General features: G+C 37.7%; 17 protein-coding genes, 9 tRNA genes, 2 rRNA genes and 1 riboswitch (1 of these 29 cut by a window edge). Of the genes, 22 read left to right on the top strand and 6 right to left on the bottom strand.

Annotated elements, in window-relative coordinates; translation table 11 throughout:
* The 18 genes from M1D66_RS26395 to glmS all read left to right on the top strand — a co-directional run.
* A 23S ribosomal RNA gene (locus tag M1D66_RS26395) occupies positions 1-1,973 on the top strand (it extends 949 nt beyond the left edge of the window).
* 90 nt (positions 1,974-2,063) lie between these two features.
* Positions 2,064-2,179 (top strand): 5S ribosomal RNA (rrf, locus tag M1D66_RS26390).
* A 9-nt stretch (positions 2,180-2,188) separates the two neighbouring features.
* Positions 2,189-2,263, top strand: a tRNA-Asn gene (locus M1D66_RS26385).
* Between the two features lie 4 nt (positions 2,264-2,267).
* Positions 2,268-2,340 (top strand) — tRNA-Thr (locus M1D66_RS26380).
* 24 nt (positions 2,341-2,364) lie between these two features.
* Positions 2,365-2,439: transfer RNA gene (locus M1D66_RS26375), tRNA-Glu, on the top strand.
* Positions 2,440-2,444: 5 nt separating this feature from the next.
* Positions 2,445-2,520 (top strand) — tRNA-Val (locus M1D66_RS26370).
* Between the two features lie 17 nt (positions 2,521-2,537).
* Positions 2,538-2,621: transfer RNA gene (locus tag M1D66_RS26365), tRNA-Tyr, on the top strand.
* Between the two features lie 65 nt (positions 2,622-2,686).
* Positions 2,687-2,761 (top strand) — tRNA-Gln (locus M1D66_RS26360).
* A gap of 5 nt (positions 2,762-2,766) precedes the next feature.
* Positions 2,767-2,839: transfer RNA gene (locus M1D66_RS26355), tRNA-Lys, on the top strand.
* An 8-nt stretch (positions 2,840-2,847) separates the two neighbouring features.
* Positions 2,848-2,919, top strand: a tRNA-Gly gene (locus M1D66_RS26350).
* A 10-nt stretch (positions 2,920-2,929) separates the two neighbouring features.
* A tRNA-Ala gene (locus M1D66_RS26345) sits at positions 2,930-3,002 on the top strand.
* A gap of 117 nt (positions 3,003-3,119) precedes the next feature.
* The gene (locus M1D66_RS26340) at positions 3,120-4,265 is read left to right on the top strand and encodes a glycerate kinase (protein ID WP_212126069.1); all 1,146 of its coding nucleotides are present in this window, start codon (positions 3,120-3,122) and stop codon (positions 4,263-4,265) included.
* Between the two features lie 210 nt (positions 4,266-4,475).
* On the top strand, positions 4,476-5,369 hold the full coding sequence (gene rocF, locus M1D66_RS26335) for an arginase (RefSeq protein ID WP_000711563.1): 894 nt from the start codon (positions 4,476-4,478) through the stop codon (positions 5,367-5,369).
* 248 nt (positions 5,370-5,617) lie between these two features.
* The gene (cdaA, locus tag M1D66_RS26330) at positions 5,618-6,439 is read left to right on the top strand and encodes a diadenylate cyclase CdaA (RefSeq protein ID WP_001115697.1); all 822 of its coding nucleotides are present in this window, start codon (positions 5,618-5,620) and stop codon (positions 6,437-6,439) included.
* Complete coding sequence (locus M1D66_RS26325; RefSeq protein WP_000359601.1) at positions 6,432-7,913, top strand: CdaR family protein; 1,482 nt, start codon at positions 6,432-6,434, stop codon at positions 7,911-7,913. The genes cdaA and M1D66_RS26325 overlap by 8 nt, the downstream gene beginning before the upstream one ends.
* A complete protein-coding gene (gene glmM, locus M1D66_RS26320; RefSeq protein WP_000521476.1) occupies positions 7,906-9,252 on the top strand; it encodes a phosphoglucosamine mutase in 1,347 nt (448 codons plus the stop codon). The genes M1D66_RS26325 and glmM overlap by 8 nt, the downstream gene beginning before the upstream one ends.
* A 288-nt stretch (positions 9,253-9,540) precedes the next feature.
* Positions 9,541-9,726 carry a hypothetical protein gene (locus tag M1D66_RS26315; RefSeq protein WP_001206405.1) on the top strand — a complete coding sequence of 62 codons (186 nt, stop codon included), beginning with the start codon at positions 9,541-9,543 and terminating at the stop codon, positions 9,724-9,726.
* A gap of 12 nt (positions 9,727-9,738) precedes the next feature.
* Entirely contained in the window at positions 9,739-11,541 is a 1,803-nt protein-coding gene (glmS, locus tag M1D66_RS26310) for a glutamine--fructose-6-phosphate transaminase (isomerizing) (RefSeq protein WP_000334163.1), read from the top strand.
* A 97-nt stretch (positions 11,542-11,638) separates the two neighbouring features.
* Here glmS and M1D66_RS26305 read toward each other — a convergent pair whose 3' ends face one another.
* Positions 11,639-12,790 (bottom strand): DUF3994 domain-containing protein, encoded by a 1,152-nt coding sequence (locus M1D66_RS26305; RefSeq protein WP_079994347.1) that lies wholly within the window; start codon positions 12,788-12,790, stop codon positions 11,639-11,641.
* Between the two features lie 588 nt (positions 12,791-13,378).
* On the opposite strand from M1D66_RS26305, the gene M1D66_RS26300 reads away from it, so the two are divergent.
* Positions 13,379-15,343, top strand: coding sequence for a S9 family peptidase (locus M1D66_RS26300; RefSeq protein ID WP_041184008.1), 1,965 nt, complete (start codon positions 13,379-13,381; stop codon positions 15,341-15,343).
* A 107-nt stretch (positions 15,344-15,450) separates the two neighbouring features.
* Positions 15,451-16,017: a DUF4256 domain-containing protein gene (locus tag M1D66_RS26295; protein ID WP_000147394.1), complete on the top strand. Its 567-nt coding sequence runs from the start codon at positions 15,451-15,453 to the stop codon at positions 16,015-16,017.
* A 72-nt stretch (positions 16,018-16,089) separates the two neighbouring features.
* Here M1D66_RS26295 and M1D66_RS26290 read toward each other — a convergent pair whose 3' ends face one another.
* Positions 16,090-16,596, bottom strand: coding sequence for a DoxX family membrane protein (locus M1D66_RS26290; protein ID WP_000236368.1), 507 nt, complete (start codon positions 16,594-16,596; stop codon positions 16,090-16,092).
* A 392-nt stretch (positions 16,597-16,988) separates the two neighbouring features.
* Between M1D66_RS26290 and M1D66_RS26285 the strand changes: the two genes are divergently transcribed.
* The gene (locus tag M1D66_RS26285; protein ID WP_012593131.1) at positions 16,989-17,765 is read left to right on the top strand and encodes an SDR family oxidoreductase; all 777 of its coding nucleotides are present in this window, start codon (positions 16,989-16,991) and stop codon (positions 17,763-17,765) included.
* 38 nt (positions 17,766-17,803) lie between these two features.
* Here M1D66_RS26285 and M1D66_RS26280 read toward each other — a convergent pair whose 3' ends face one another.
* From M1D66_RS26280 to M1D66_RS26265, 4 genes are all read right to left on the bottom strand, one after another.
* Positions 17,804-18,472, bottom strand: a complete 669-nt coding sequence (locus M1D66_RS26280) for a methionine ABC transporter permease (RefSeq protein ID WP_000527150.1) — start codon at positions 18,470-18,472, stop codon at positions 17,804-17,806.
* Positions 18,447-19,487 carry a methionine ABC transporter ATP-binding protein gene (locus tag M1D66_RS26275; RefSeq protein ID WP_000571317.1) on the bottom strand — a complete coding sequence of 347 codons (1,041 nt, stop codon included), beginning with the start codon at positions 19,485-19,487 and terminating at the stop codon, positions 18,447-18,449. Before M1D66_RS26275 ends, M1D66_RS26280 begins: the two co-directional genes overlap by 26 nt.
* A 12-nt stretch (positions 19,488-19,499) precedes the next feature.
* Positions 19,500-20,312, bottom strand: a complete 813-nt coding sequence (locus M1D66_RS26270) for a MetQ/NlpA family ABC transporter substrate-binding protein (protein ID WP_000756999.1) — start codon at positions 20,310-20,312, stop codon at positions 19,500-19,502.
* An 86-nt stretch (positions 20,313-20,398) separates the two neighbouring features.
* Positions 20,399-20,513: riboswitch (SAM riboswitch) on the bottom strand.
* 79 nt (positions 20,514-20,592) lie between these two features.
* Positions 20,593-21,501, bottom strand: a complete 909-nt coding sequence (locus M1D66_RS26265; protein ID WP_000643856.1) for an NAD(P)-dependent alcohol dehydrogenase — start codon at positions 21,499-21,501, stop codon at positions 20,593-20,595.
* Positions 21,502-21,658: 157 nt separating this feature from the next.
* Between M1D66_RS26265 and M1D66_RS26260 the strand changes: the two genes are divergently transcribed.
* Positions 21,659-22,423 carry a DUF6612 family protein gene (locus tag M1D66_RS26260; RefSeq protein WP_000720580.1) on the top strand — a complete coding sequence of 255 codons (765 nt, stop codon included), beginning with the start codon at positions 21,659-21,661 and terminating at the stop codon, positions 22,421-22,423.
* The last annotated feature ends 15 nt before the right edge of the window (positions 22,424-22,438 follow it).

Genomic DNA, 22,438 nt, shown 5'->3' with positions numbered 1-22,438 from the left:
TCAGTCAAACTCCGAATGCCAATGACTTATCCTTAGGAGTCAGACTGCGAGTGATAAGATCCGTAGTCAAAAGGGAAACAGCCCAGACCGCCAGCTAAGGTCCCAAAGTGTGTATTAAGTGGAAAAGGATGTGGAGTTGCTTAGACAACTAGGATGTTGGCTTAGAAGCAGCCACCATTTAAAGAGTGCGTAATAGCTCACTAGTCGAGTGACTCTGCGCCGAAAATGTACCGGGGCTAAATACACCACCGAAGCTGCGGATTGATACCAATGGTATCAGTGGTAGGGGAGCGTTCTAAGGACAGTGAAGTCAGACCGGAAGGACTGGTGGAGTGCTTAGAAGTGAGAATGCCGGTATGAGTAGCGAAAGACGGGTGAGAATCCCGTCCACCGAATGCCTAAGGTTTCCTGAGGAAGGCTCGTCCGCTCAGGGTTAGTCAGGACCTAAGCCGAGGCCGACAGGCGTAGGCGATGGACAACAGGTTGATATTCCTGTACCACCTCTTTATCGTTTGAGCAATGGAGGGACGCAGAAGGATAGAAGAAGCGTGCGATTGGTTGTGCACGTCCAAGCAGTTAGGCTGATAAGTAGGCAAATCCGCTTATCGTAAAGGCTGAGCTGTGATGGGGAAGCTCCTTATGGAGCGAAGTCTTTGATTCCCCGCTGCCAAGAAAAGCTTCTAGCGAGATAAAAGGTGCCTGTACCGCAAACCGACACAGGTAGGCGAGGAGAGAATCCTAAGGTGTGCGAGAGAACTCTGGTTAAGGAACTCGGCAAAATGACCCCGTAACTTCGGGAGAAGGGGTGCTTTCTTAACGGAAAGCCGCAGTGAATAGGCCCAAGCGACTGTTTAGCAAAAACACAGCTCTCTGCGAAGCCGTAAGGCGAAGTATAGGGGGTGACACCTGCCCGGTGCTGGAAGGTTAAGGAGAGGGGTTAGCGTAAGCGAAGCTCTGAACTGAAGCCCCAGTAAACGGCGGCCGTAACTATAACGGTCCTAAGGTAGCGAAATTCCTTGTCGGGTAAGTTCCGACCCGCACGAAAGGTGTAACGATTTGGGCACTGTCTCAACCAGAGACTCGGTGAAATTATAGTACCTGTGAAGATGCAGGTTACCCGCGACAGGACGGAAAGACCCCGTGGAGCTTTACTGTAGCCTGATATTGAATTTTGGTACAGTTTGTACAGGATAGGCGGGAGCCATTGAAACCGGAGCGCTAGCTTCGGTGGAGGCGCTGGTGGGATACCGCCCTGACTGTATTGAAATTCTAACCTACGGGTCTTATCGACCCGGGAGACAGTGTCAGGTGGGCAGTTTGACTGGGGCGGTCGCCTCCTAAAGTGTAACGGAGGCGCCCAAAGGTTCCCTCAGAATGGTTGGAAATCATTCGTAGAGTGCAAAGGCATAAGGGAGCTTGACTGCGAGACCTACAAGTCGAGCAGGGACGAAAGTCGGGCTTAGTGATCCGGTGGTTCCGCATGGAAGGGCCATCGCTCAACGGATAAAAGCTACCCCGGGGATAACAGGCTTATCTCCCCCAAGAGTCCACATCGACGGGGAGGTTTGGCACCTCGATGTCGGCTCATCGCATCCTGGGGCTGTAGTCGGTCCCAAGGGTTGGGCTGTTCGCCCATTAAAGCGGTACGCGAGCTGGGTTCAGAACGTCGTGAGACAGTTCGGTCCCTATCCGTCGTGGGCGTAGGAAATTTGAGAGGAGCTGTCCTTAGTACGAGAGGACCGGGATGGACGCACCGCTGGTGTACCAGTTGTTCTGCCAAGGGCATAGCTGGGTAGCTATGTGCGGAAGGGATAAGTGCTGAAAGCATCTAAGCATGAAGCCCCCCTCAAGATGAGATTTCCCATAGCGTAAGCTAGTAAGATCCCTGAAAGATGATCAGGTTGATAGGTTCGAGGTGGAAGCATGGTGACATGTGGAGCTGACGAATACTAATAGATCGAGGACTTAACCATATAATATGAAGCAATGTTATCTAGTTTTGAAGGAATATATATTAAAATTTCTTCTTGACATTTCGAAAGAAATGTTTATAATGATAAAAGTCTGGTAATGATGGCAGAGAGGTCACACCCGTTCCCATACCGAACACGGAAGTTAAGCTCTCTAGCGCCGATGGTAGTTGGGACCTTGTCCCTGTGAGAGTAGGACGTTGCCAGGCTAATATTATTCCGCAGTAGCTCAGTGGTAGAGCTATCGGCTGTTAACCGATCGGTCGTAGGTTCGAGTCCTACCTGCGGAGCCATTATGCTTCCATAGCTCAGCTGGTAGAGCACTTCCATGGTAAGGAAGAGGTCACCGGTTCAAGCCCGGTTGGAAGCTTGGGAATAGGTTTAAAACTTTTTTGGCCCGTTGGTCAAGTGGTTAAGACACCGCCCTTTCACGGCGGTAACACGGGTTCGAATCCCGTACGGGTCACCACTTTTGGAGGATTAGCTCAGCTGGGAGAGCACCTGCCTTACAAGCAGGGGGTCGGCGGTTCGATCCCGTCATCCTCCACCATATATATTTAAAATGTCGGAGGGGTAGCGAAGTGGCTAAACGCGGCGGACTGTAAATCCGCTCCTTCGGGTTCGGCAGTTCGAATCTGCCCCCCTCCACCATTTTCTTTAAAATAACCTGAGAGGGTTTATTTTTTTGAAAAGATAACCATACTAGTAAATATTAATGGGCTATAGCCAAGCGGTAAGGCAACGGACTTTGACTCCGTCATGCGCTGGTTCGAATCCAGCTAGCCCAGCCATTTACGAGCCATTAGCTCAGTTGGTAGAGCATCTGACTTTTAATCAGAGGGTCGAAGGTTCGAGTCCTTCATGGCTCATCATTTTTGCGGAAGTAGTTCAGTGGTAGAATACAACCTTGCCAAGGTTGGGGTCGCGGGTTCGAATCCCGTCTTCCGCTTAATTAATAAGGGGCCTTAGCTCAGCTGGGAGAGCGCCTGCCTTGCACGCAGGAGGTCAGCGGTTCGATCCCGCTAGGCTCCATCTAAATAAAAAAGCTTACATCATACGATGTAAGCTTTTTTTGTGTTTAAAAAGACAACTTTTATACTTGTCGTTTAAAATGAAGAAAACGTAAAAATAAGGGATGGGGAGATAATTGTGAAAGTTGTTATTGCATCTGATTCATATAAAGAAAGCCTAAAAGCTATAGAAGTATGTGGAGCTATTGAAAGAGGTTTTAGAGCAATTTTTCCTAATGCAGAGTATGTGAAAATACCAATTGGAGATGGAGGAGAAGGGACGGTTGAATCACTTGTTGATGCTACAGGGGGGAGAATTATATCAATTAGTGTGACAGGACCGCTTAGAGAAGGTATACAAGCTTTTTATGGCATTTCTAAAGATAAAAAGACAGCGTTTATTGAAATGGCAGCAGCATCAGGATTACAGCACGTTCCAGTTGAAAAGCGCAACCCACTTATTACAACGACAAAAGGAACAGGAGAACTTATATTACATGCGCTAGATCAAGGAGTGGAGTACATAATTTTAGGACTTGGAGGAAGTGCTACAAATGATGGCGGGGCAGGTATGTTAGGGGCTTTAGGAGTAAGGTTTATAAATGGCAAGGGTGAAGTAATAGATCCATCTGGAGGCACATTACACTCGATTGTTACTATTGATTTTTCACGAATGGACCCACGCTTAAAGGGGGTAAAGATAGAAGCGGCATGTGATGTGGATAATCCATTAGTCGGAATGCAGGGAGCATCTTTCGTATTTGGGAGACAAAAGGGTGCAAATATAGAGATGATGAAAGAGCTAGATGAAAATTTACAACATTATGCGAATATGCTTAAACGATATGTATCTTTTGATGTATCTGAAATACCTGGTGCAGGGGCAGCGGGAGGAATGGGAGCGGCTGTTATTTCAGTGTTAAAGGGAGACTTGCGTAGGGGCATTGAAATTGTATTAGAGTATACAAATTTCGATAAACATATAGAAGATGCAAATCTTATTATAACTGGTGAAGGTAGAATAGATAAACAAACTGCATATGGAAAGGCTCCTGTGGGTGTTGCGGGGCGTGCAAAACGTTTTTCTGTGCCTGTAATTGCTATTGGAGGGTCTGTATCATCTGATTATTCAGCTGTGTACGAGAAAGGAATAGATGCGGTATTTAGTATTACAACGAGACCGATGACACTAGAAGAAGCATATAAAGTAGCAGAAGAAAATATTGAAATGACAACGAAGAATATTGCAACAGTATGGAAAATAGCATCAGAAAAACACTTCTAAATATAGGAGTGTTTTATTATTATTATTTAATAATAGTGATTGCGATTGTTTCATTAAGTTAACTTTATACATAGAATAGTCTTGAAATTTGGTTTTCAACGTGAATATAAGTGAATAAATTGTATATCCATACAGAAAAATGTCGAGTTGAGTCAGACTATATAAAAGATTTAAAATATTTAGTGAAGGCATAAAAGGGGGATACTATCTATGAAAAAAGAAATCTCAGTTATTGGAGTTCCAATGGATTTAGGACAGATGCGTCGTGGAGTTGATATGGGACCGAGCGCGATCCGTTATGCAGGGGTAATTGAAAGAATTGAAGAAATTGGATATGACGTTAAAGATATGGGAGATATATGTATAGAGAGAGAAAAAGAGATAGATGAAAATACAAAATTAAGAAACCTTACACAAGTTGCAACTGTATGTAATGAATTAGCAAGTAAGGTGGATCATATTATAGAAGAAGGTCGTTTTCCACTTGTATTAGGTGGTGACCATAGTATTGCTATCGGTACATTAGCTGGTGTAGCAAAACATTATAAAAACTTAGGCGTTATTTGGTATGATGCACACGGTGATTTAAATACAGAGGAAACTTCACCATCTGGAAATATTCATGGTATGTCACTTGCAGCAAGTTTAGGTTATGGACATTCTTCACTTGTAGATTTATACGGAGCATATCCAAAGGTGAAAAAAGAGAATGTCGTAATTATCGGTGCGCGTGCATTGGATGAAGGAGAAAAAGATTTCATTCGCAATGAAGGTATTAAAGTGTTCTCAATGCATGAAATTGATCGTATGGGGATGACGGCTGTGATGGAAGAAACAATCGCATATTTATCTCATACCGATGGTGTACACTTATCATTAGATTTAGATGGTCTTGATCCTCATGATGCACCAGGTGTTGGAACACCTGTAATTGGCGGTCTATCTTATCGTGAAAGTCATTTGGCGATGGAAATGTTAGCAGAAGCTGATATTATCACATCTGCTGAATTTGTTGAGGTAAATACGATTTTAGATGAGAGAAATAGAACGGCAACAACAGCAGTTGCTTTAATGGGTTCTTTATTCGGTGAAAAACTAAAATAAATGTAAGAAAAGCAACTGAGAAGTTGCTTTTTTTATTTGAAAATAAGCGTATAATAATGATTTATATTATACTGTACAATAAAAATGTTTGACATCTTACCAATTTGAGCTAAAGGGGGTTGTTTGTAATTGTCGTTTGTTTCATGTATGGTATAATTAACTAGTTGTTGGAAATACATACAGATAGAGCATAAAACAATATTTCAATATATGGATAGAATTGCTCGTAAGTAGGAGGAAGGGATAGCATGCCTTTTGAAGATACGACCATTTTGAAATATCTTAGTACGGCATTAGATATTGCCATTGTATGGTTTATTATATATAAGCTAATTCTTATAATCCGAGGGACGAAAGCTGTTCAACTTTTAAAAGGGATTACAGTTATTATCGTCGTTAAGATGATCAGTATTTTCCTTGAATTGCGTACGCTATCTTGGCTAACTGAACAAGTATTAACGTGGGGATTTTTAGCCGTTATTATTATCTTTCAGCCAGAATTGCGAAGAGCACTTGAGCAGCTAGGGCGCGGGAGTTTATTTTCGCGTGTTGGAACGCATGAGGATGATGAACCTGAAATGGTTGCAACAGCGATAGCAAAAGCAACCGAATATATGGGGAAACGTAGAATTGGTGCATTAATTACTTTGTCAAAAGAGACCGGTATGGGTGATTATGTGGAAACGGGTATTCCGCTTAATGCAAACGTATCATCGGAATTACTTATTAATATTTTTATTCCAAATACACCTCTTCATGACGGAGCGGTAATTATGCAAGGAAGTACAATTAAAGCAGCAGCATGCTATCTTCCATTATCAGAAAGTCCGTTTATTTCTAAAGAATTAGGAACTAGACATCGTGCTGCAATGGGAGTTAGTGAAGTTACTGATAGTATTACAGTAGTTGTGTCTGAAGAAACTGGTCAAATTTCTTTAACGAAAAATGGTAAGTTGCATCGTGATTTGAAGACAGAACAGCTGAAAGATATGTTATTAGCTGAATTTAGTGGAAACGAAAAAACGACTTCTTCGTCTTTATGGAATTGGAGGAGAAAGCGTCATGGATAAGTTAATGGAGAATCATTGGTTTTTAAAAGGGATCTCATTACTATTGGCGTGTATGCTTTTTATGTCAGCGACGTTAACTGAAAAAAATACGACATCAGGTATATTACCTTTTGCAAATGATACGAAAGAAACATTAACTAATTATGCTATTAATCTTAAGTATGATGAGGAAAAATATATTGTAAGTGGTATTCCGGCAGAGGGCGTTAAAGTAAAATTAGAAGGCCCAAAAGCATCAGTTGCTACAGCAAAAGCAAAAAAACAATTTGACATACCGGTTGATTTGCGAGATAGTCCAAAAGGAACTTATGAGATTTCTTTAAAAACGAACGGGCTTCCAGATGATGTGAAAGGAACAGTTCAGCCATCAACAATTAAAGTTACTCTTCATGAAAAGGCGAGAAAATATGTTCATGTAGATCTGAAATTATCAAATGAGGACCAGATGCCAGCGGGGGCTACTCTAGAAAAATCAAGCCTTAAACCGGATACTGTTGAGGTAGTTGGGACGAAAGAAGAAATTGAAAGCATTTCATCTGCCAAAGCGTATGTTGATTTAAAAGGTGTTAATAAAACTGTTACAAAAACTCCCGAAGTTACATTATACAACAAAGAAGGAAAACGTTTAAATGTAAGAACAAGTCCATCTAAGATTAGTGTAACGTTGAATGTGGCAACGCAAACTACAGCCAATAATACTGAAAAAACTGTTCCTGTAACGTATACGAAGAAGGGGAGTTTAGCAGAAGGATTGGCGGTTACAAATATCAGTGTTGAACCGAGAGAAGTAACGATAGCTGGTCCAAAAGATATTTTGGATAATATACAATCTCTAGAGGGGGTCGAAGTAGATCTTAGTCAATTGACAGAGTCTACAACATTCGATGCCTCTGTTTTATTACCCAAGGGTGTAACAAGTGCAAAACCGAATCAAGTGAAGGTTTCGGTGGGGGTGCAAAAAACAAAACAAACGAAAACAAAAACGATTGATGGTATCCCAATCCAGAAAAATGGACTGTCTAAAGATGTTACTGCTCAGCTACTTTCGCCGCAAGATGGAAAGATAAGTGTTGATATTTCAGGAGAAGCAAGTATAGTAGATAAAATAACAGCTGCTCAAATAACAGCGGTAATTAATCTGCAAAATGTATCCTCAGGGACGAAAGATATTTCCATTCAAGTGAGCGGTCCTGGTAATATTTCAATAGAGCCAAAACAAAAAAGTGCTAAAGTTACTATTGTGAAGAAAGAAAAACCAGATAAAGAAGTACAGGGTAACGGTCAACAACCCGATTCAAATACGGATCAAGAAAATCAAAATGAGAAACCAAAAAATCCTGAACCTGATTCAGAAAAAGAACAGGAAAAGAATCAAAACCAAAATCAAAATCAAGATAAAGATAAAGAAACGAGTCAAGAACCAACAGTAGATAATCAAAAAGAGCAAGAAAAAGGAGCGAATCATAATGGGTAAATATTTTGGTACAGATGGAGTACGCGGAGTTGCAAATAAGGAGTTAACACCTGAATTAGCTTTCAAAATTGGACGTTTTGGTGGTTATGTATTAACAAAAGATACAGATCGTCCAAAAGTAATTATCGGTCGTGATACACGTGTATCTGGTCATATGTTAGAAGGAGCTTTAGTAGCAGGCCTATTATCAACTGGAGCAGAAGTAATGCGCCTTGGCGTTATTTCTACACCGGGCGTTGCTTATTTAACAAAAGCACTAGATGCACAAGCGGGTGTTATGATTTCTGCATCTCATAATCCAGTACAAGATAACGGTATTAAATTCTTTGGTTCAGACGGCTTTAAATTAACAGATGAGCAAGAAGCTGAGATTGAAGCTTTATTAGACAAAGAAGTTGATGAACTACCACGTCCGACAGGTACTAATCTTGGACAAGTGAGCGATTACTTTGAAGGTGGACAAAAATATTTACAGTACATTAAACAAACTGTTGAAGAAGATTTCTCTGGCCTACATATCGCTTTAGATTGTGCACATGGTGCAACTTCTTCTCTAGCTCCATACTTATTTGCAGACCTAGAAGCTGATATTTCAACAATGGGAACTTCTCCAAACGGTATGAATATTAATGAGGGTGTAGGATCTACACATCCAGAAGGCTTAGCTGAATTGGTAAAAGAAAAAGGTGCGGATATCGGACTTGCTTTTGATGGCGATGGCGACCGTTTAATTGCTGTAGACGAAAAAGGAAACATCGTTGACGGTGATCAAATTATGTTCATTTGTGCGAAATATATGAAAGAAACTGGTCAATTAAAACATAATACAGTTGTTTCAACTGTTATGAGTAACTTAGGTTTCTACAAGGCACTTGAAGCAAATAATATTACAAGTGATAAAACAGCAGTTGGTGACCGCTACGTAATGGAAGAAATGAAGCGTGGAGGTTACAACCTAGGTGGAGAACAATCAGGCCATATTATCTTACTTGATTACATTACAACTGGTGATGGAATGTTAAGTGCACTTCAACTTGTAAACATCATGAAAATGACGAAAAAGCCATTATCTGAGCTTGCAGGAGAAATGACGAAATTCCCACAATTGTTAGTAAACGTTCGTGTAACAGATAAAAAATTAGCATTAGAAAATGAAAAAATTAAAGAAATTATTCGTGTTGTAGAGGAAGAAATGAACGGTGATGGTCGTATTCTTGTTCGTCCATCTGGAACAGAGCCACTTATTCGTGTAATGGCAGAAGCACCAACACAAGAAGTTTGTGATGCATATGTACATCGCATTGTAGAAGTTGTGAAAGCCGAAGTTGGCGCTGAATAATTAGCTGAATTTATATGAAAAAGGAGCACAAAAAGTGCTCCTTTTTCATATGTTTTATAGACGATGAAAAAAATTTCATTGACGGTTTATCCATGTTTGTTATAAGATGGTCTTGTTCTTTTTCTCAAAGGAAATATTGTAAATTATAAAAGCGCCAGAACTACAAATAGTGTAGTTGACGAGGTGGGGTTTATCGAGATTTCGGCGGATGACTCCCGGTTGTTCATCACAACCGCAAACTTTTACTTAAATCATTAAGGTGACTTAGTGGACAAAGGTGAAAGTGTGATGAGAGAAGAGGAACGGATGAAAACTAGCTGTATAAGTATATACGGACTTAAACCCAATCGAGAGGAAGGTGAAAGCCGTTACAAGCTTACAGGGCTAGCAATATGTAATCCGTTTTTTAGTATAAATAAAAATGGTATCGGACTATGTCGTTACATGTTCGCAGAGCAGTGTAAGCATTTGTAACGGCGACTAAACATGTGTGGAATCGTAGGATTTATTGGAGAGCAAGATGCAAAGGAAATTTTATTAAAAGGTTTAGAAAAGCTAGAATATCGTGGATATGATTCAGCAGGTATTGCAGTACAAGCAGAGAACGGTGTTGTTGTATACAAAGAAAAAGGCCGTATCGCAAAACTTCGTGAAATCGTAGATGAGAACGTAGCAGCAAGCGTAGGTATCGGACACACACGCTGGGCTACACACGGTGTTCCAAGTAAGGTAAACGCGCATCCGCATCAAAGTACATCAAAACGCTTTACATTAGTTCATAACGGTGTAATTGAAAACTATGAATTAGTGAAAAAGGAATATTTACAAGATGTAACGTTCGTAAGTGAAACAGATACAGAGGTTATCGTACAGCTTATGGAACAACAAGTGAGCACAGGATTAAGTGTAGAAGAAGCGTTCCGTAATACGCTATCTCTTTTACATGGCTCTTATGCAATCGGATTACTTGATGCTGAAAATCCAAACATGATTTATGTTGCTAAAAACAAAAGCCCGCTATTAGTAGGTGTTGGTGACAACTTTAATGTTGTGGCAAGCGACGCTATGGCGATGTTACAAGTTACAGATCAATTTATTGAGCTAATGGATAAAGAAATCGTAATCGTAACGAAAGAAAGTATTACAATTAAAAACTTACAAGGTGAAACGATTGAACGTGCACCGTTTACAGCGGAATTAGACGCAAGTGATATTGAAAAGGGAACATATCCTCATTTCATGCTTAAAGAAATCGATGAGCAACCACTTGTAATCCGTAATATAATTCAAAAGTATCAAGATGAAAATGGCGAAATTGAATTAAATCAAGACATCCGCAATGCGATTTTAGATAGCGATCGTATTTACATCATTGCATGTGGAACGAGTTATCATGCAGGTCTTGTTGGAAAACAATTTATCGAGAAGTTTGCAAAAATGCCAGTTGAAGTACACGTGGCAAGTGAATTCTCTTACAACATGCCATTATTAACAGAAAGACCATTCTTCATTTACATTTCACAAAGTGGTGAAACAGCTGATAGCCGTGCAGTACTTGTGCAAACAAATGAAATGGGCCATAAAGCATTAACAATTACAAACGTGCCTGGTTCTACGCTTTCTCGTGAAGCTGATTATACACTTCCGTTATACGCTGGACCAGAAATTGCAGTTGCATCAACGAAAGCTTACACAGCACAGCTTGCAGTACTTTCAATTTTAGCGGCTGATATTGCTAAAGCAAAAGGTGAAGTTCTTGATTTCGATTTAACACACGAACTAGGACTTGTAGCAAATGCAATGATAGAACTTTGTGATCAAAAAGAAGAAATGGACGCATTAGCAAAACAATTTTTAGCGACAACGCGTAACTGTTTCTTCATCGGACGTAGCGTAGACTTCTACGTAGGATTAGAAGGTGCGTTAAAACTAAAAGAAATCTCTTACATCCAAGCAGAAGGATTCGCTGGAGGAGAGTTAAAACACGGTACAATCGCTTTAATCGAAAATGGTACACCAGTTATCGCACTTGCTACACAAGAGCACGTAAACCTTGGAATTCGTGGTAACGTGAAAGAAGTAGTAGCACGCGGGGCTAACCCATGTATCATTTCAATGAAAGGCTTAGAAATGGAAGGTGACAGCTTCGTATTACCAGCTGTACACGAAGCGCTAGCACCGCTAGTAGCAGTTATTCCATTACAACTTATCTCATACTACGCAGCACTTCACCGCGAGTGTGACGTTGATAAGCCACGTAACTTAGCTAAGTCTGTTACTGTTGAGTAGGAGATTGGTAGGTTAATAAGTATAGTTATACGTTTGAAATAAATTAAAACTAAGAAAAAACTCTGTAAAAATCATTTTACAGAGTTTTTTTAGTTATTTATTGTTTTACATAACAAATTGTTACTTGTTCGTCTATGTGGAAAATCTGTAACGCTTTACCATCTAAATTTTTAACCTCATATGATGAATAAATAGGTCTTTCCAATTTCACTTCTTGACCATTTTGAGTTCCTTTTTCCACCATTAGCGTTAACTGATGGGAAGAAACGTCTGCTTGGTATGTTCCTGTTAAGTAATTATCTTTATTTGGATAAGAACCATTTGCATATGTTTCAAATGTCTTATCTGCTTTTAGGACTAACGTAGTTTTGACTCCGTCTCCGTAATCAATACCCCAATTACCTACAAGCTCTGTACCGTCTTTATAGTTGTTCTGTACATTCTTAAACTTAGCGGAATCCTCGTCTGGTGTATCAATTTTTCCTTTGAATATACCAGTTTTATCTTGGGTACTGTATGTTTTAACTGTATTACCACTAGATAAACTCGGTGAGTTAGAAGAACTAGTACCACTTGTTGTAGAAGTAGTTGTTGAACCACCCTTAGCTTCCGCTTTTAACTTATCAAATACAGGTTTCCAAATGCGTTTTGCTTCATCTAATTTATTGTTTGCTTTATCTATGATTGCATCATCCGTATCTTTAAGTGTTTTAGAGTAATCAAATAACTTCGATACTTCTTTGAAAGATTCTTTTAACTTTTGAACAGCTTTTACAATTTCCTTATGATCTTCCTTGTATTTTCCTGGTGCATCTATACGCTCTATTTTATTAAATACTTTATCTAAGTCTTTAATACTATCTCGTACCTCTTCATTTGACTTACTTCCCTTTTTATTATCCCTCACAGAAGCATCATAGTAATCTAGACGTCTTAATAAGTCTTCTTCAATGTCTACCATAAGTTGTGGGTAATCCTCAGGTAAAACCATAATCATCTTAACATCTTTACTTTCTTCTTTTGAGTTAGTTGATTTTTCCTTTGTTTCAGATGATTTACCTTCTGACTTAGTTGAATTTGTTCCTTCTGTCTTAGTTTCTTTACTTTCTTGTTTACCAGATTCAGCATTTGTTTTTTCTTTTTCTCCAAATAAATTTGTTACACTACAAGCTGACATAGAAACTACTAATCCGGATGCTAGTAAAATTTTACCTGTACTCTTTTTGAAATTCTTCATATGATTTTTCAATTCTCCCTTTGAAAACATAAAATAGATGTGCTTTAGCCCCTTTAAAACTAAAAAACATACCCCTTCTATATTTATTTTATAATACCTTTCTACGTATAATATTTTACAATTAATTACAGATACGGTCAAAATTTATCTTAGTTTAACGATGTTCACAAAAAAGATGCGAAGCTTTATTCCTTCAAGTAAAGATTCTAAGTGAGTTTTGATTAAAATTTTTTTATAAAAATCTCATACTTAGTTAAAAAGAGTAATTCTATTTTGATCAATCGTTTTTTCAAAATGAATTTTTTTGTTGTTAAATAAAGATTTGTGACTTCATTTCTATCAAATTTTATTCCAAACCAACATATAGTTATAGCTTTAAAATAAATTTACAAATTTGTATCTAAAAGGGGTGTTTTTGTGTCGAAAAAGAACATCTAGAATTGGTAAGTGGATAGAACTCCATAAATTAAAGTTTTACTTTATCGACTTCACTTTTGTTTATCTGAATTTTCCGTTATCATTTTAAGTATTCGTGAACAATTTCCTTTATTACGAAAAAAAGAGACGAGAGATTTATGGACATTTCAAGGGGGTATATTGATAAAAGTGAATAAAAAAACATATTTAAGTATAGAAGAGGTTATTTCATTACCAACCGTATCAAGTACAAACATAAGTGATGATGGTAAAAACGTAGCATTTGTTAAGAAGACGGCTGATTGGAAAGACAATATATATAGGAATCATGTATGGATATATGAAAAAGATAAGAAGCAGAGTTACCCATTATCAAATGGGGATATAGATAGTACACACCCATTATGGTCTCCAGATGCTAGGTGCATTGCATATCTTAGTCCAGTTGGTGATGGGGAAAATCAGATATTTGTTAAGTCACTAGATGGTTATAGAGATGTTCAAATTACTGATGAGAAAGAAGGAGTCAGTACATTCAAATGGGGTCCTACTGGAAAGGGTCTTTATTATGTTACGCAGTCAAAAGAATGTGAGGAGATAAAGAAACGTAAGGACCTATATGGAGATTTTCAACATATAGGTAAGGAACACCAGAATAATTGTTTATATTACATTGAAATAGAGAAGGTGATACAAAGTGATACAGATGAACACGAGAACAGAGTTGTTTATCAATTAACGGATGGTAAGGATTTTCATATCCATGAATTTGATATTTCAAATGATGGTAAAAAGGTTGTATTTATGGCGACACCAAGCTCAAATATGGCAGATTATATAAATGGAGATCTATACATACTCCATATTAAAGCTGGAGAGCTACAAAAGCTGAATGTGGATAAGTTGTTGGGAGGGAGTGTTTGCTTTTCTCCTGACGGCAGTAAAATATGTTACACAGCAAGCATAAGAGAGAAGGATTACTATAGAAACCATATACAAGATAGTACGTTAGAGATATATGATATAAATACCGGAGAGGTAATTCAACCTGTAACAAATTTTGATAGTACGGTTATGCCATTACAGTGGACAGCTAAAGGGGTTTTAATTAGGTGGCAGAATAAAACGAATTATCTTATTGGTTTGCTAGCCGAAGATGGCACTGTGGAAATATTAAGCGAAAAAGTAGATGGCTTTATAATGGATGCTTCTATAACAAAGGATGGCAAACATATATCCTACAATAAGGCAATAACAAATGAAACCTTTGAAATCTATTTAGACGATAAAAAAATAACGGATGAAAATAGCTTTTTCAAAGGGAAACTTAGAAGTAACAGGGAAATCATCTCATGGCAAAGTAGTGATGGTCTTGAAATAGAAGGTGTTTTATCAACGCCAGTAGAGTTTGACACTAATAAAAAATATCCTTTATTAGTAGTAATTCACGGCGGTCCGGCTTGGGCATCTTTTCCGATATTTTCAGACTGCTTCAATGAGAAATATCCGATTGAACAGTTTGTTGAAAAAGGCTTTATCGTTTTAGAACCAAATTACAGAGGAAGTTCAGGTTATGGTAATGAATTTTTAAAAGCTAACTATAGAAAACAGGGGATTGCTGACTACGATGATGTTATATCTGGAGTGGATGAACTAGTAGAAAAAGGGATGGTAGACAAGGATAGAGTAGGAGTTATGGGATGGAGCAACGGTGGATATGTATCAGCTTTCTGTTCTACGTTTAGTAGTCGGTTTAAAGCTATTTCAGTTGGCGGTGGAATCACTAACTGGAGTACCCATTATGTAAATACAGATATACCTTACTTTATTAGAATGTATTTAGGAAATACTCCATGGAATGATCCAGAGATATATACGAAGACATCACCTATGACGTATATTAAATCAGCTTGTACGCCTACCTTAATTCAACATGGGGAAAAGGATGCAAGAATTCCAATTACAAATGCATATGATCTATATCAAGGATTAATGGATATGGAAGTTGATACAGAATTAATTATATTTAAAGGAATGGCATATAGTTCTGACCAACCAGGAGTTCATGTGGCTATTATGAAGCAGAACTTGATGTGGTTTTCACACTATATTCTTGAGGAGAGTATGGAGGGCTTTAGGACTTTGTAATGGATGTTTGTACAAGACATAAGGTTGAAACGGTCTTCATATTGAGATGATTTATTATAAAATATATACTTAAACTACTATCAGTACATACATTAGGGAGGACTAATATGACAGGAAATAAAAATGACTTACTAGTAGAAAAACGTGAAGAGTTATTGAAAGTATTGCAAGCTCGTTTTGAGAAAAACATGAACCGCCATGAAGGTCTTGAATGGGCTAAAGTTGAAGCGAAGCTGACTACTAATAATGAAAAAATGTGGTCACTTAACGAAATGGAAGTAACTGGTGGTGAGCCGGATGTTGTTGGTTATGATGAAGAAAAGGACGAATATACTTTCTATGATTGTTCAAAGGAGAGTCCTAAAGGCCGCAGAAGTCTTTGTTATGATCTTGAAGCGTTAGAATCAAGAAAAAAACATAAACCAGAAAATAACGTTATTGATGTTGCCAATGCTATGGGCATTGAGTTATTAACGGAAGAACAATATCGAGAGTTACAACAACTTGGAGATTTTGATATGAAATCATCGAGTTGGGTACAAACACCTTCAGATATTAGAGAGCTTGGTGGTGCTCTATTTTGCGATTATCGCTTTGGACATGTTTTCGTGTACCACAATGGAGCAGACTCTTACTATGCTGCCAGAGGTTTTCGTGGTTCGTTAAAAGTTTAAATTAGGATAAATAAGAAAAAGAGCCTATATTCAGGCTCTTTTTCTTATTTATATTTTAAAAGTAAACTGTTACTACGCAGTTTTACTTAATTTATATGTTCTGTGGTTGTTTTTACGGAAAAGTTTAGGGAAAACATAGCCATCTAATCCAATACGTCCAGCGTTCTGCCCTGCAACTAAAATGAACATAGTCAAAATAAGCAGGTTTGGGTTTACACTAACGGTTCCACTTAATAAAAATGAAAGATTCATTATGATTCCGAAAAATGCAGCTGTTTTTGTTAATCCGCCTAAAATCAAACCTAGACCTACTAAAATTTCTCCCCATTGAACTAAAAAGCTAAATAGGTCTGCGTTTGGAAGGACAAAATGTTGAAGAAAATCTGCCCACCAACTTTGTACTGCAGGATGGTCACCTGATGCTTGAGCAATAGCACCCTTTAGAAAACCGCTTGCGTCAAAAGATTGTCCGAAGACTTTGCCTATCCCAGCAGCGAGCCATGTATATCCTATGTAAAGCCGTAAAAGTAATAATATGAAAGTAGCACGTTTATCAGTTCTTAAAAAATTGATAACCATTGAAATCCCTCCAATATTGTATTTACATGTTTATTATATATCCATTGTGAATAAATTCACAATGGAGGAAGTGTGAACGAATATATGTTTTGAGTAATTGTTTTATTTTTTGTAACATTTCATCTTTTTTGATAGACTAATAATAGAGATATATCAAAAGGAGGCAAAGACTAGATATGTGGATGAACTTGTAATGATTAGAAACTAGATAGATGAATTTTGCTCTCATAAGCGAGGGTTTATTTAGTTATCTGTAAATCATTCAAGGAATGCATATTTGGATTGTACATCCCTTTTATAAGGATAGGTGCCTATTTTATGTATCTGTCTTTTTTGTGGGAAAGTTTATATCTCTTATATAAAATATGCGTCCTTTAAACTTGGAGGAGTATATGATGAACCAATTGAAAAATAAAGTAGCAGTTATTACAGGGGTAAGTCGTCTAGATGGTATAGGCGCAGCGGTTTGTAAAGAATTAGCTGAATTAGGATACGATATATTTTTTACGTATTGGACAGCTTACGATAAAGAGAGGCCTTGGGGCGTTGATAAAAATGAACAAATACAATTAAAAGAAGAGTTACTAAAAAACGGTGTTAAAGTCTCAAGTATGGAGTTAGATTTAACTCAGAATGATGCACCGAAAGAGCTTATAAATAAAGTTACTGAACAATTAGGGTACCCTTATATATTAATTAATAATGCAGCATATTCTACGAATAATGATTTCTCTACGTTGACTGCTGAAGAATTAGATAAGCATTATATGGTAAATGTTCGTGCGACTACATTGCTCAGTAGTCAATTTTCCCGGGGGTTTGATAAGAAATATGGTGGTAGAATTGTTAATATTACTTCGGGGCAATTTCAAGGTCCTATGGCAGGAGAACTAGCTTATGCGACAACGAAGGGAGCTATTGATGCTCTTACTAGTACGTTGTCAGCAGAGGTAGCTCATTTAGGAATAACAGTGAATGCAATTAATCCAGGACCAACCGATACAGGATGGATGACTGAAGAGATAAAACAAGGGTTAAAGCCGATGTTTCCTTTTGGCAGAATTGGTGAGCCAAGGGATGCAGCTAGACTCATTAAATTTCTAGTAAGTGAAGAAGCTGAGTGGATTACTGGGCAAGTTATTCATTCAGAAGGTGGATTTAAAAGATAAAAAAGAAGGTATCTCACCTTGGTGAGATACCTTCTTTTTTAATCTTTCTTCAATCTTCGTGCAACATCATTCCCTAAAGACTGTAATCCTTGAACGAGGATAATTAAAATAAAGACAGTTGCATACATTACTTCAGGCTCGTAGCGTAAATGTCCGAAGCGGTATGCTAAATCCCCTAGCCCGCCAGCACCTACAAGGCCAGCCATTGCTGTTGCGCCGATTAAGCCGATCGTTGCGATTGTTAATCCGAGTACAAGGGAGGGACGTGCTTCTTTAACCATAACGTGCCAAATGATTTTTATAGTAGAAACGCCCATCGCTTGGTAGGCTTCAATGACACCGCGATCGACTTCTAGTAAAGCTGTCTCCATTAAACGTGCGATATAAGGGGCTGTGAAGACGACAAGCGGTACGATAACACCTTGCACGCCAATGGACGTTCCCATTAGAAACTTTGTAAAAGGTAAAATAAAGAATAATAGAATGATAAATGGAAGAGAACGAATGATATTAATAATTGTATTAAGAATAGGATAGATGATTTTATTTTCACGCTGCCCACCAGGTCTCGTTAAAACAAGTGTAACACCAAGTGGCAGTGCAATAAGGATCGAGATGAGTAATGAAATAGATGTCATTTGAAAGGTTTGGATCGTAGCTTCCCATATGACTTTACCCCATTCATCCAAAAAGGACTTGTTTCCCATAGTCTGTTCTACCTCCTTCTACGATGATTCCTTGCTCTTGTAAAAATGATAAAGCACGGTGGATTTCATTTTGTTCCCCTTGCATATGAACGACTAGTTTCCCATATGCTTCATGTTTTAACTGCGTAATATTACCGGATAAAATATTCGGATACACTTGGAAACGTTTTGTGGCAACGGCTAAGGCAGGTTCCCCTGAAGTAGTGCCAATAAATGAAAGTGTTACAATTTCTCCAGTACTTTGTAGTTCTTTCTGTACCTCTTCTGGAATTTTCGCTGCAAATGCGCTATTTACAAATTTCTTCGTTGTTACATGTTGTGGGTTTGTGAAAATATCTTTTACAGTCCCACTTTCGACTACAGATCCATGTTCCATAACAGCAACGCGGTCACATATACGCTGGATGACATTCATTTCATGTGTAATGAGTAAAATCGTAATTCCGATTTCTTCGTTAATCTTTAATAGCAAATCAAGGATAGAATCGGTTGTTTCGGGATCTAATGCGCTCGTTGCTTCATCACTTAATAACACTTCAGGTTCATGTGATAGCGCACGAGCAATTGCAACACGCTGTTTTTGACCACCAGAAAGTTCGCTTGGATACGCATCTTTTCGATTAAAAAGATCGACAATGCGTAAATACTTTTCTACTCTTTTTTCAATTTCTGCTTTTGGAATGCCAGCAAGCCGTAACGGTAATGCGATATTTTCATAAACGGTAACAGTTTTAAGTAAATTGAATCCTTGAAAGATCATTCCGATTCTTTGTCTCGCTTTTGCTAGTTCTTTTGTCGATAACGTTGTTAAGTCTTGTTCGTTTACAATGATATTTCCTGTCGTTGGTTTTTCTAATAAATTTACACATCGAATCAATGTACTTTTACCAGCGCCACTATACCCAATGATTCCAAATACCTCGCCTTTTTCTACTTTAAGGGAAGTAGACTTAAGAGCCTCAACATTCCCTTTTTTTGTTGTAAATACTTTAGATATGTTTTTTAATTCAATCATTATCGTCAGCTCCTACCAAGATGGTAAAACTGAACCATCAAATTTTTTCTCGATAAACTCTTTTACTTCTTTAGATTGATAAGCTTTCTTTAATTTATTTACAACGGCATCATCTTTATTTTCAGTACGAACAACAACCCAGTTCACATAGGGTGAATCTTTTCCTTCGCGGAAAATAGAATCTTTCGCTGGACTTAATTTTGCACCTAATGCAAAGTTTGTGTTAATTGCAGCTGCTTTCACTTCACTTAGTTGCGTTGGTAATTGAGATGCCTCTAATTCGACAATCTTTAATTTTTTTGGATTTTCAATTACATCTTTTGCAGTCGCTTTTTCTGTAGCCTTTGGATCAACTTTTAAAACCCCTGCTTTTTCAAATAATTTTAAAGCTCGAAGTTCATTGGTTGGGTCATTTGGTACAGCAATTGCATCGCCCTCTTTTAAGTCTTTTACATCTTTTATATCTTTAGAATATACACCCATAGGGAATGTTACTGTTGAAAATACTTCAGCTAATTTCATATTGCGTTCAGCTTTAAATACATCTAAATACGATTTCGTTTGGTAGCTATTTACATCAAGGCTTTTTTCATCTAATGATACGTTTGGCGCTACATAATCATTAAATACTTTTATATCAATTTCGAGACCATCTTTTGCTGCAACTTCTTTTACCTTTTCAAAAATTTGTTCATGTGGTCCACCTGTTACACCGACAGTAATCTTTTTCTCGTCTAATTCTTTTACCTCTTTATTTGAACTCACACTACATGCGCCTAATAATAATACTGCTCCGCTTACAATGCTTAATAATACCTTTTTCATCTATAAATCCCCCTTCATATACGTTCCAAAATAAAAAGCACCTCCCAAAAAATAAGAGAGGTGCCGAATAGACGAAATAGATTCCTCTCTTATCTTCCAAAACGAAAACTCGTTTTGCAGGAATTAGCACCTTAGCTTATACGTCATAAGCTCGGTTGCCGGGCATCATCGGGCCAGTCCCTCCGCCACTCTTGATAAGAGTATGTGTATGTAGTTTTGAATATGGTACTAATAGTAAATCGTACAAAAAGAATTGTCAATTATATTTTCAGAATATATTTTATTTTAAGGTAATCGAAACGTTCCCCTTTTTATGTCCTTTTTCTACATATATATGAGCTTCAGCAATTTCTTCTAATCGGTAAGTTCTATCAATAACAGGTTTTAGCTTTTCTGTTTCAGCTAGTTGTTTTAGTAGGTTCATATCTTCTTTACTGACTTTTGCCATCATTCCGTTCACAGATACATATTTTCCATTAGGCATTAATGCATCTGTACAAAGAGACTTATTATATTTTCCAACTGCATCAAATATAATGTCATAGTGCTCGCCCCGCTTAGTAAAATCTTCTTTCATATAATCAATTACGTTGTCTGCCCCTAAAGCTGTTACTAAATCGAAATTCGAACTACTACAAATGGCTGTGACAGTCGCCCCGAAGTATTTCGCAAGTTGTACGGCAGCTGTCCCTACTGACCCAGAGGCGCCGTATATAAGTACTCGTTGCCCTTTTTTTATCTGTCCTTTTCTAAGGAAGTGCAATGCTGAAGTTCCGCCAAAAGGAATAACGGCAGCTTCTTCATATGTCACATTGGTAGGTTTTAATGCTATTAATCCACTTTCATGCACGCATGTGTATTCCGCATAACCACCAAGGTTTAGTTCTGTTAATGCAAAAACTTGATCTCCTTTTTTAAATTGTGTTACATCTGTTCCAATGTCTTCGATTTCACCGGATAACTCTACGCCAAGTATAGGTTTTCTCGGTTTTCTGAAACCTAATATGATCCGCATAGGAATCCAAAATAAGAGGGGGCTATTAAAGCCACGTATTCTACAATCTCCAGTCGATACACTTGTTGCGTGAATTTTAACTAATACTTCATTTTTTTTAGGTTTAGGCTTTTCTATATTTTGAAGTTGGAGAACATTAGGTGGTCCATACTTTGTGCAAATAATAGCTTTCATAATGACCTCCTGAAATGAGTTGTTATTATTTACATCATATTTAAACTTTTTCTCAAACATGTTGCTATATAGGAAATAAATTTAAAGAAGAATATTACGAATTATATAGATTTCATAGGAAAAGAGATGATATTATTTTTGGGAAGGAGGGGACGTTATGAAAAAAATTATTTTAATTTCAAGTTTAGTACTTGCAGTCGGTCTAGGAGTAGGGTGTAGTAATGAGAAAGCAAAAAAGACTGATGAACCGAAAAAAGAAGCTGTGCAGAAAGAAAAGGAATTAACAGCGAAGGATGTTTTTAATAAAGCGAATGAAGCTTTTAAAAACGAAGAAAATGTAACGATGACATATGATGTGGGAATAAAGGCTGAAGGAACAGAGATGAATGTAATAAAGGCCAAAATGCAATTAGAGCCGAAGAAAAAAAATTCTCGTTCTGAAATGAATGTTTCTGGTACAGAGGTTGTTGTTTATGATGTGGGTGGCAAAATTGCTGGTCAGTTGAAAAATCCTAATACGGGTGAAGTTATGTCTGTACCAGAGGAACAATTAAATGCTAACGGAATGAATGCGACTCAAGGAATGGTAGATAATTTAGAGATTCCATCGGAAATTTTAAATAAAGTGAAGATGGAGAAAAGTGGAGATAATTATAAGCTGAAGTTTGCATTAAAAGGGCAAGAGACAGAGAGTATGTTAGCTAGTATGGATGAAAAGCAGAAACAAATGCTACAAGGCCAAAATGCAAAGATAGAAGAAATAGATGGAGAATATATTATTACAAAAGATTTTAAATATGAATCAGCAAAGATAGATATGGTTATGAGTAGCAATGGTGAGGATAAAGCGCACATTATTACGGATGCGAAGTTTACATCGTATGATAAATTTGATCCAATACAATTGCCAGCAGCAAAGTAATCACTGTCAAGAGAG

It is taken from the genome of Bacillus sp. PK6-16, assembly GCF_056530295.1.
The sequence above is the reverse complement of the archived record's forward strand: the minus strand, read 5'-3'. Positions and strand labels throughout refer to the sequence as shown.

What these genes read in the sequence shown, in the direction of transcription:
- M1D66_RS26285 (WP_012593131.1), top strand. Translation starts at nt 16,989, where the DNA reads ATGATGAACCAATTGAAAAATAAAGTAGCAGTTATTACAGGGGTAAGT.
- M1D66_RS26290 (WP_000236368.1), bottom strand. Translation starts at nt 16,596, where the DNA reads ATGGTTATCAATTTTTTAAGAACTGATAAACGTGCTACTTTCATATTA.
- M1D66_RS26265 (WP_000643856.1), bottom strand. Translation starts at nt 21,501, where the DNA reads ATGAAAGCTATTATTTGCACAAAGTATGGACCACCTAATGTTCTCCAA.
- M1D66_RS26325 (WP_000359601.1), top strand. Translation starts at nt 6,432, where the DNA reads ATGGATAAGTTAATGGAGAATCATTGGTTTTTAAAAGGGATCTCATTA.
- M1D66_RS26295 (WP_000147394.1), top strand. Translation starts at nt 15,451, where the DNA reads ATGACAGGAAATAAAAATGACTTACTAGTAGAAAAACGTGAAGAGTTA.
- cdaA (WP_001115697.1), top strand. Translation starts at nt 5,618, where the DNA reads ATGCCTTTTGAAGATACGACCATTTTGAAATATCTTAGTACGGCATTA.
- M1D66_RS26260 (WP_000720580.1), top strand. Translation starts at nt 21,659, where the DNA reads ATGAAAAAAATTATTTTAATTTCAAGTTTAGTACTTGCAGTCGGTCTA.
- M1D66_RS26280 (WP_000527150.1), bottom strand. Translation starts at nt 18,472, where the DNA reads ATGGGAAACAAGTCCTTTTTGGATGAATGGGGTAAAGTCATATGGGAA.
- M1D66_RS26315 (WP_001206405.1), top strand. Translation starts at nt 9,541, where the DNA reads ATGAGAGAAGAGGAACGGATGAAAACTAGCTGTATAAGTATATACGGA.
- M1D66_RS26275 (WP_000571317.1), bottom strand. Translation starts at nt 19,487, where the DNA reads ATGATTGAATTAAAAAACATATCTAAAGTATTTACAACAAAAAAAGGG.
- rocF (WP_000711563.1), top strand. Translation starts at nt 4,476, where the DNA reads ATGAAAAAAGAAATCTCAGTTATTGGAGTTCCAATGGATTTAGGACAG.
- glmM (WP_000521476.1), top strand. Translation starts at nt 7,906, where the DNA reads ATGGGTAAATATTTTGGTACAGATGGAGTACGCGGAGTTGCAAATAAG.
- glmS (WP_000334163.1), top strand. Translation starts at nt 9,739, where the DNA reads ATGTGTGGAATCGTAGGATTTATTGGAGAGCAAGATGCAAAGGAAATT.
- M1D66_RS26270 (WP_000756999.1), bottom strand. Translation starts at nt 20,312, where the DNA reads ATGAAAAAGGTATTATTAAGCATTGTAAGCGGAGCAGTATTATTATTA.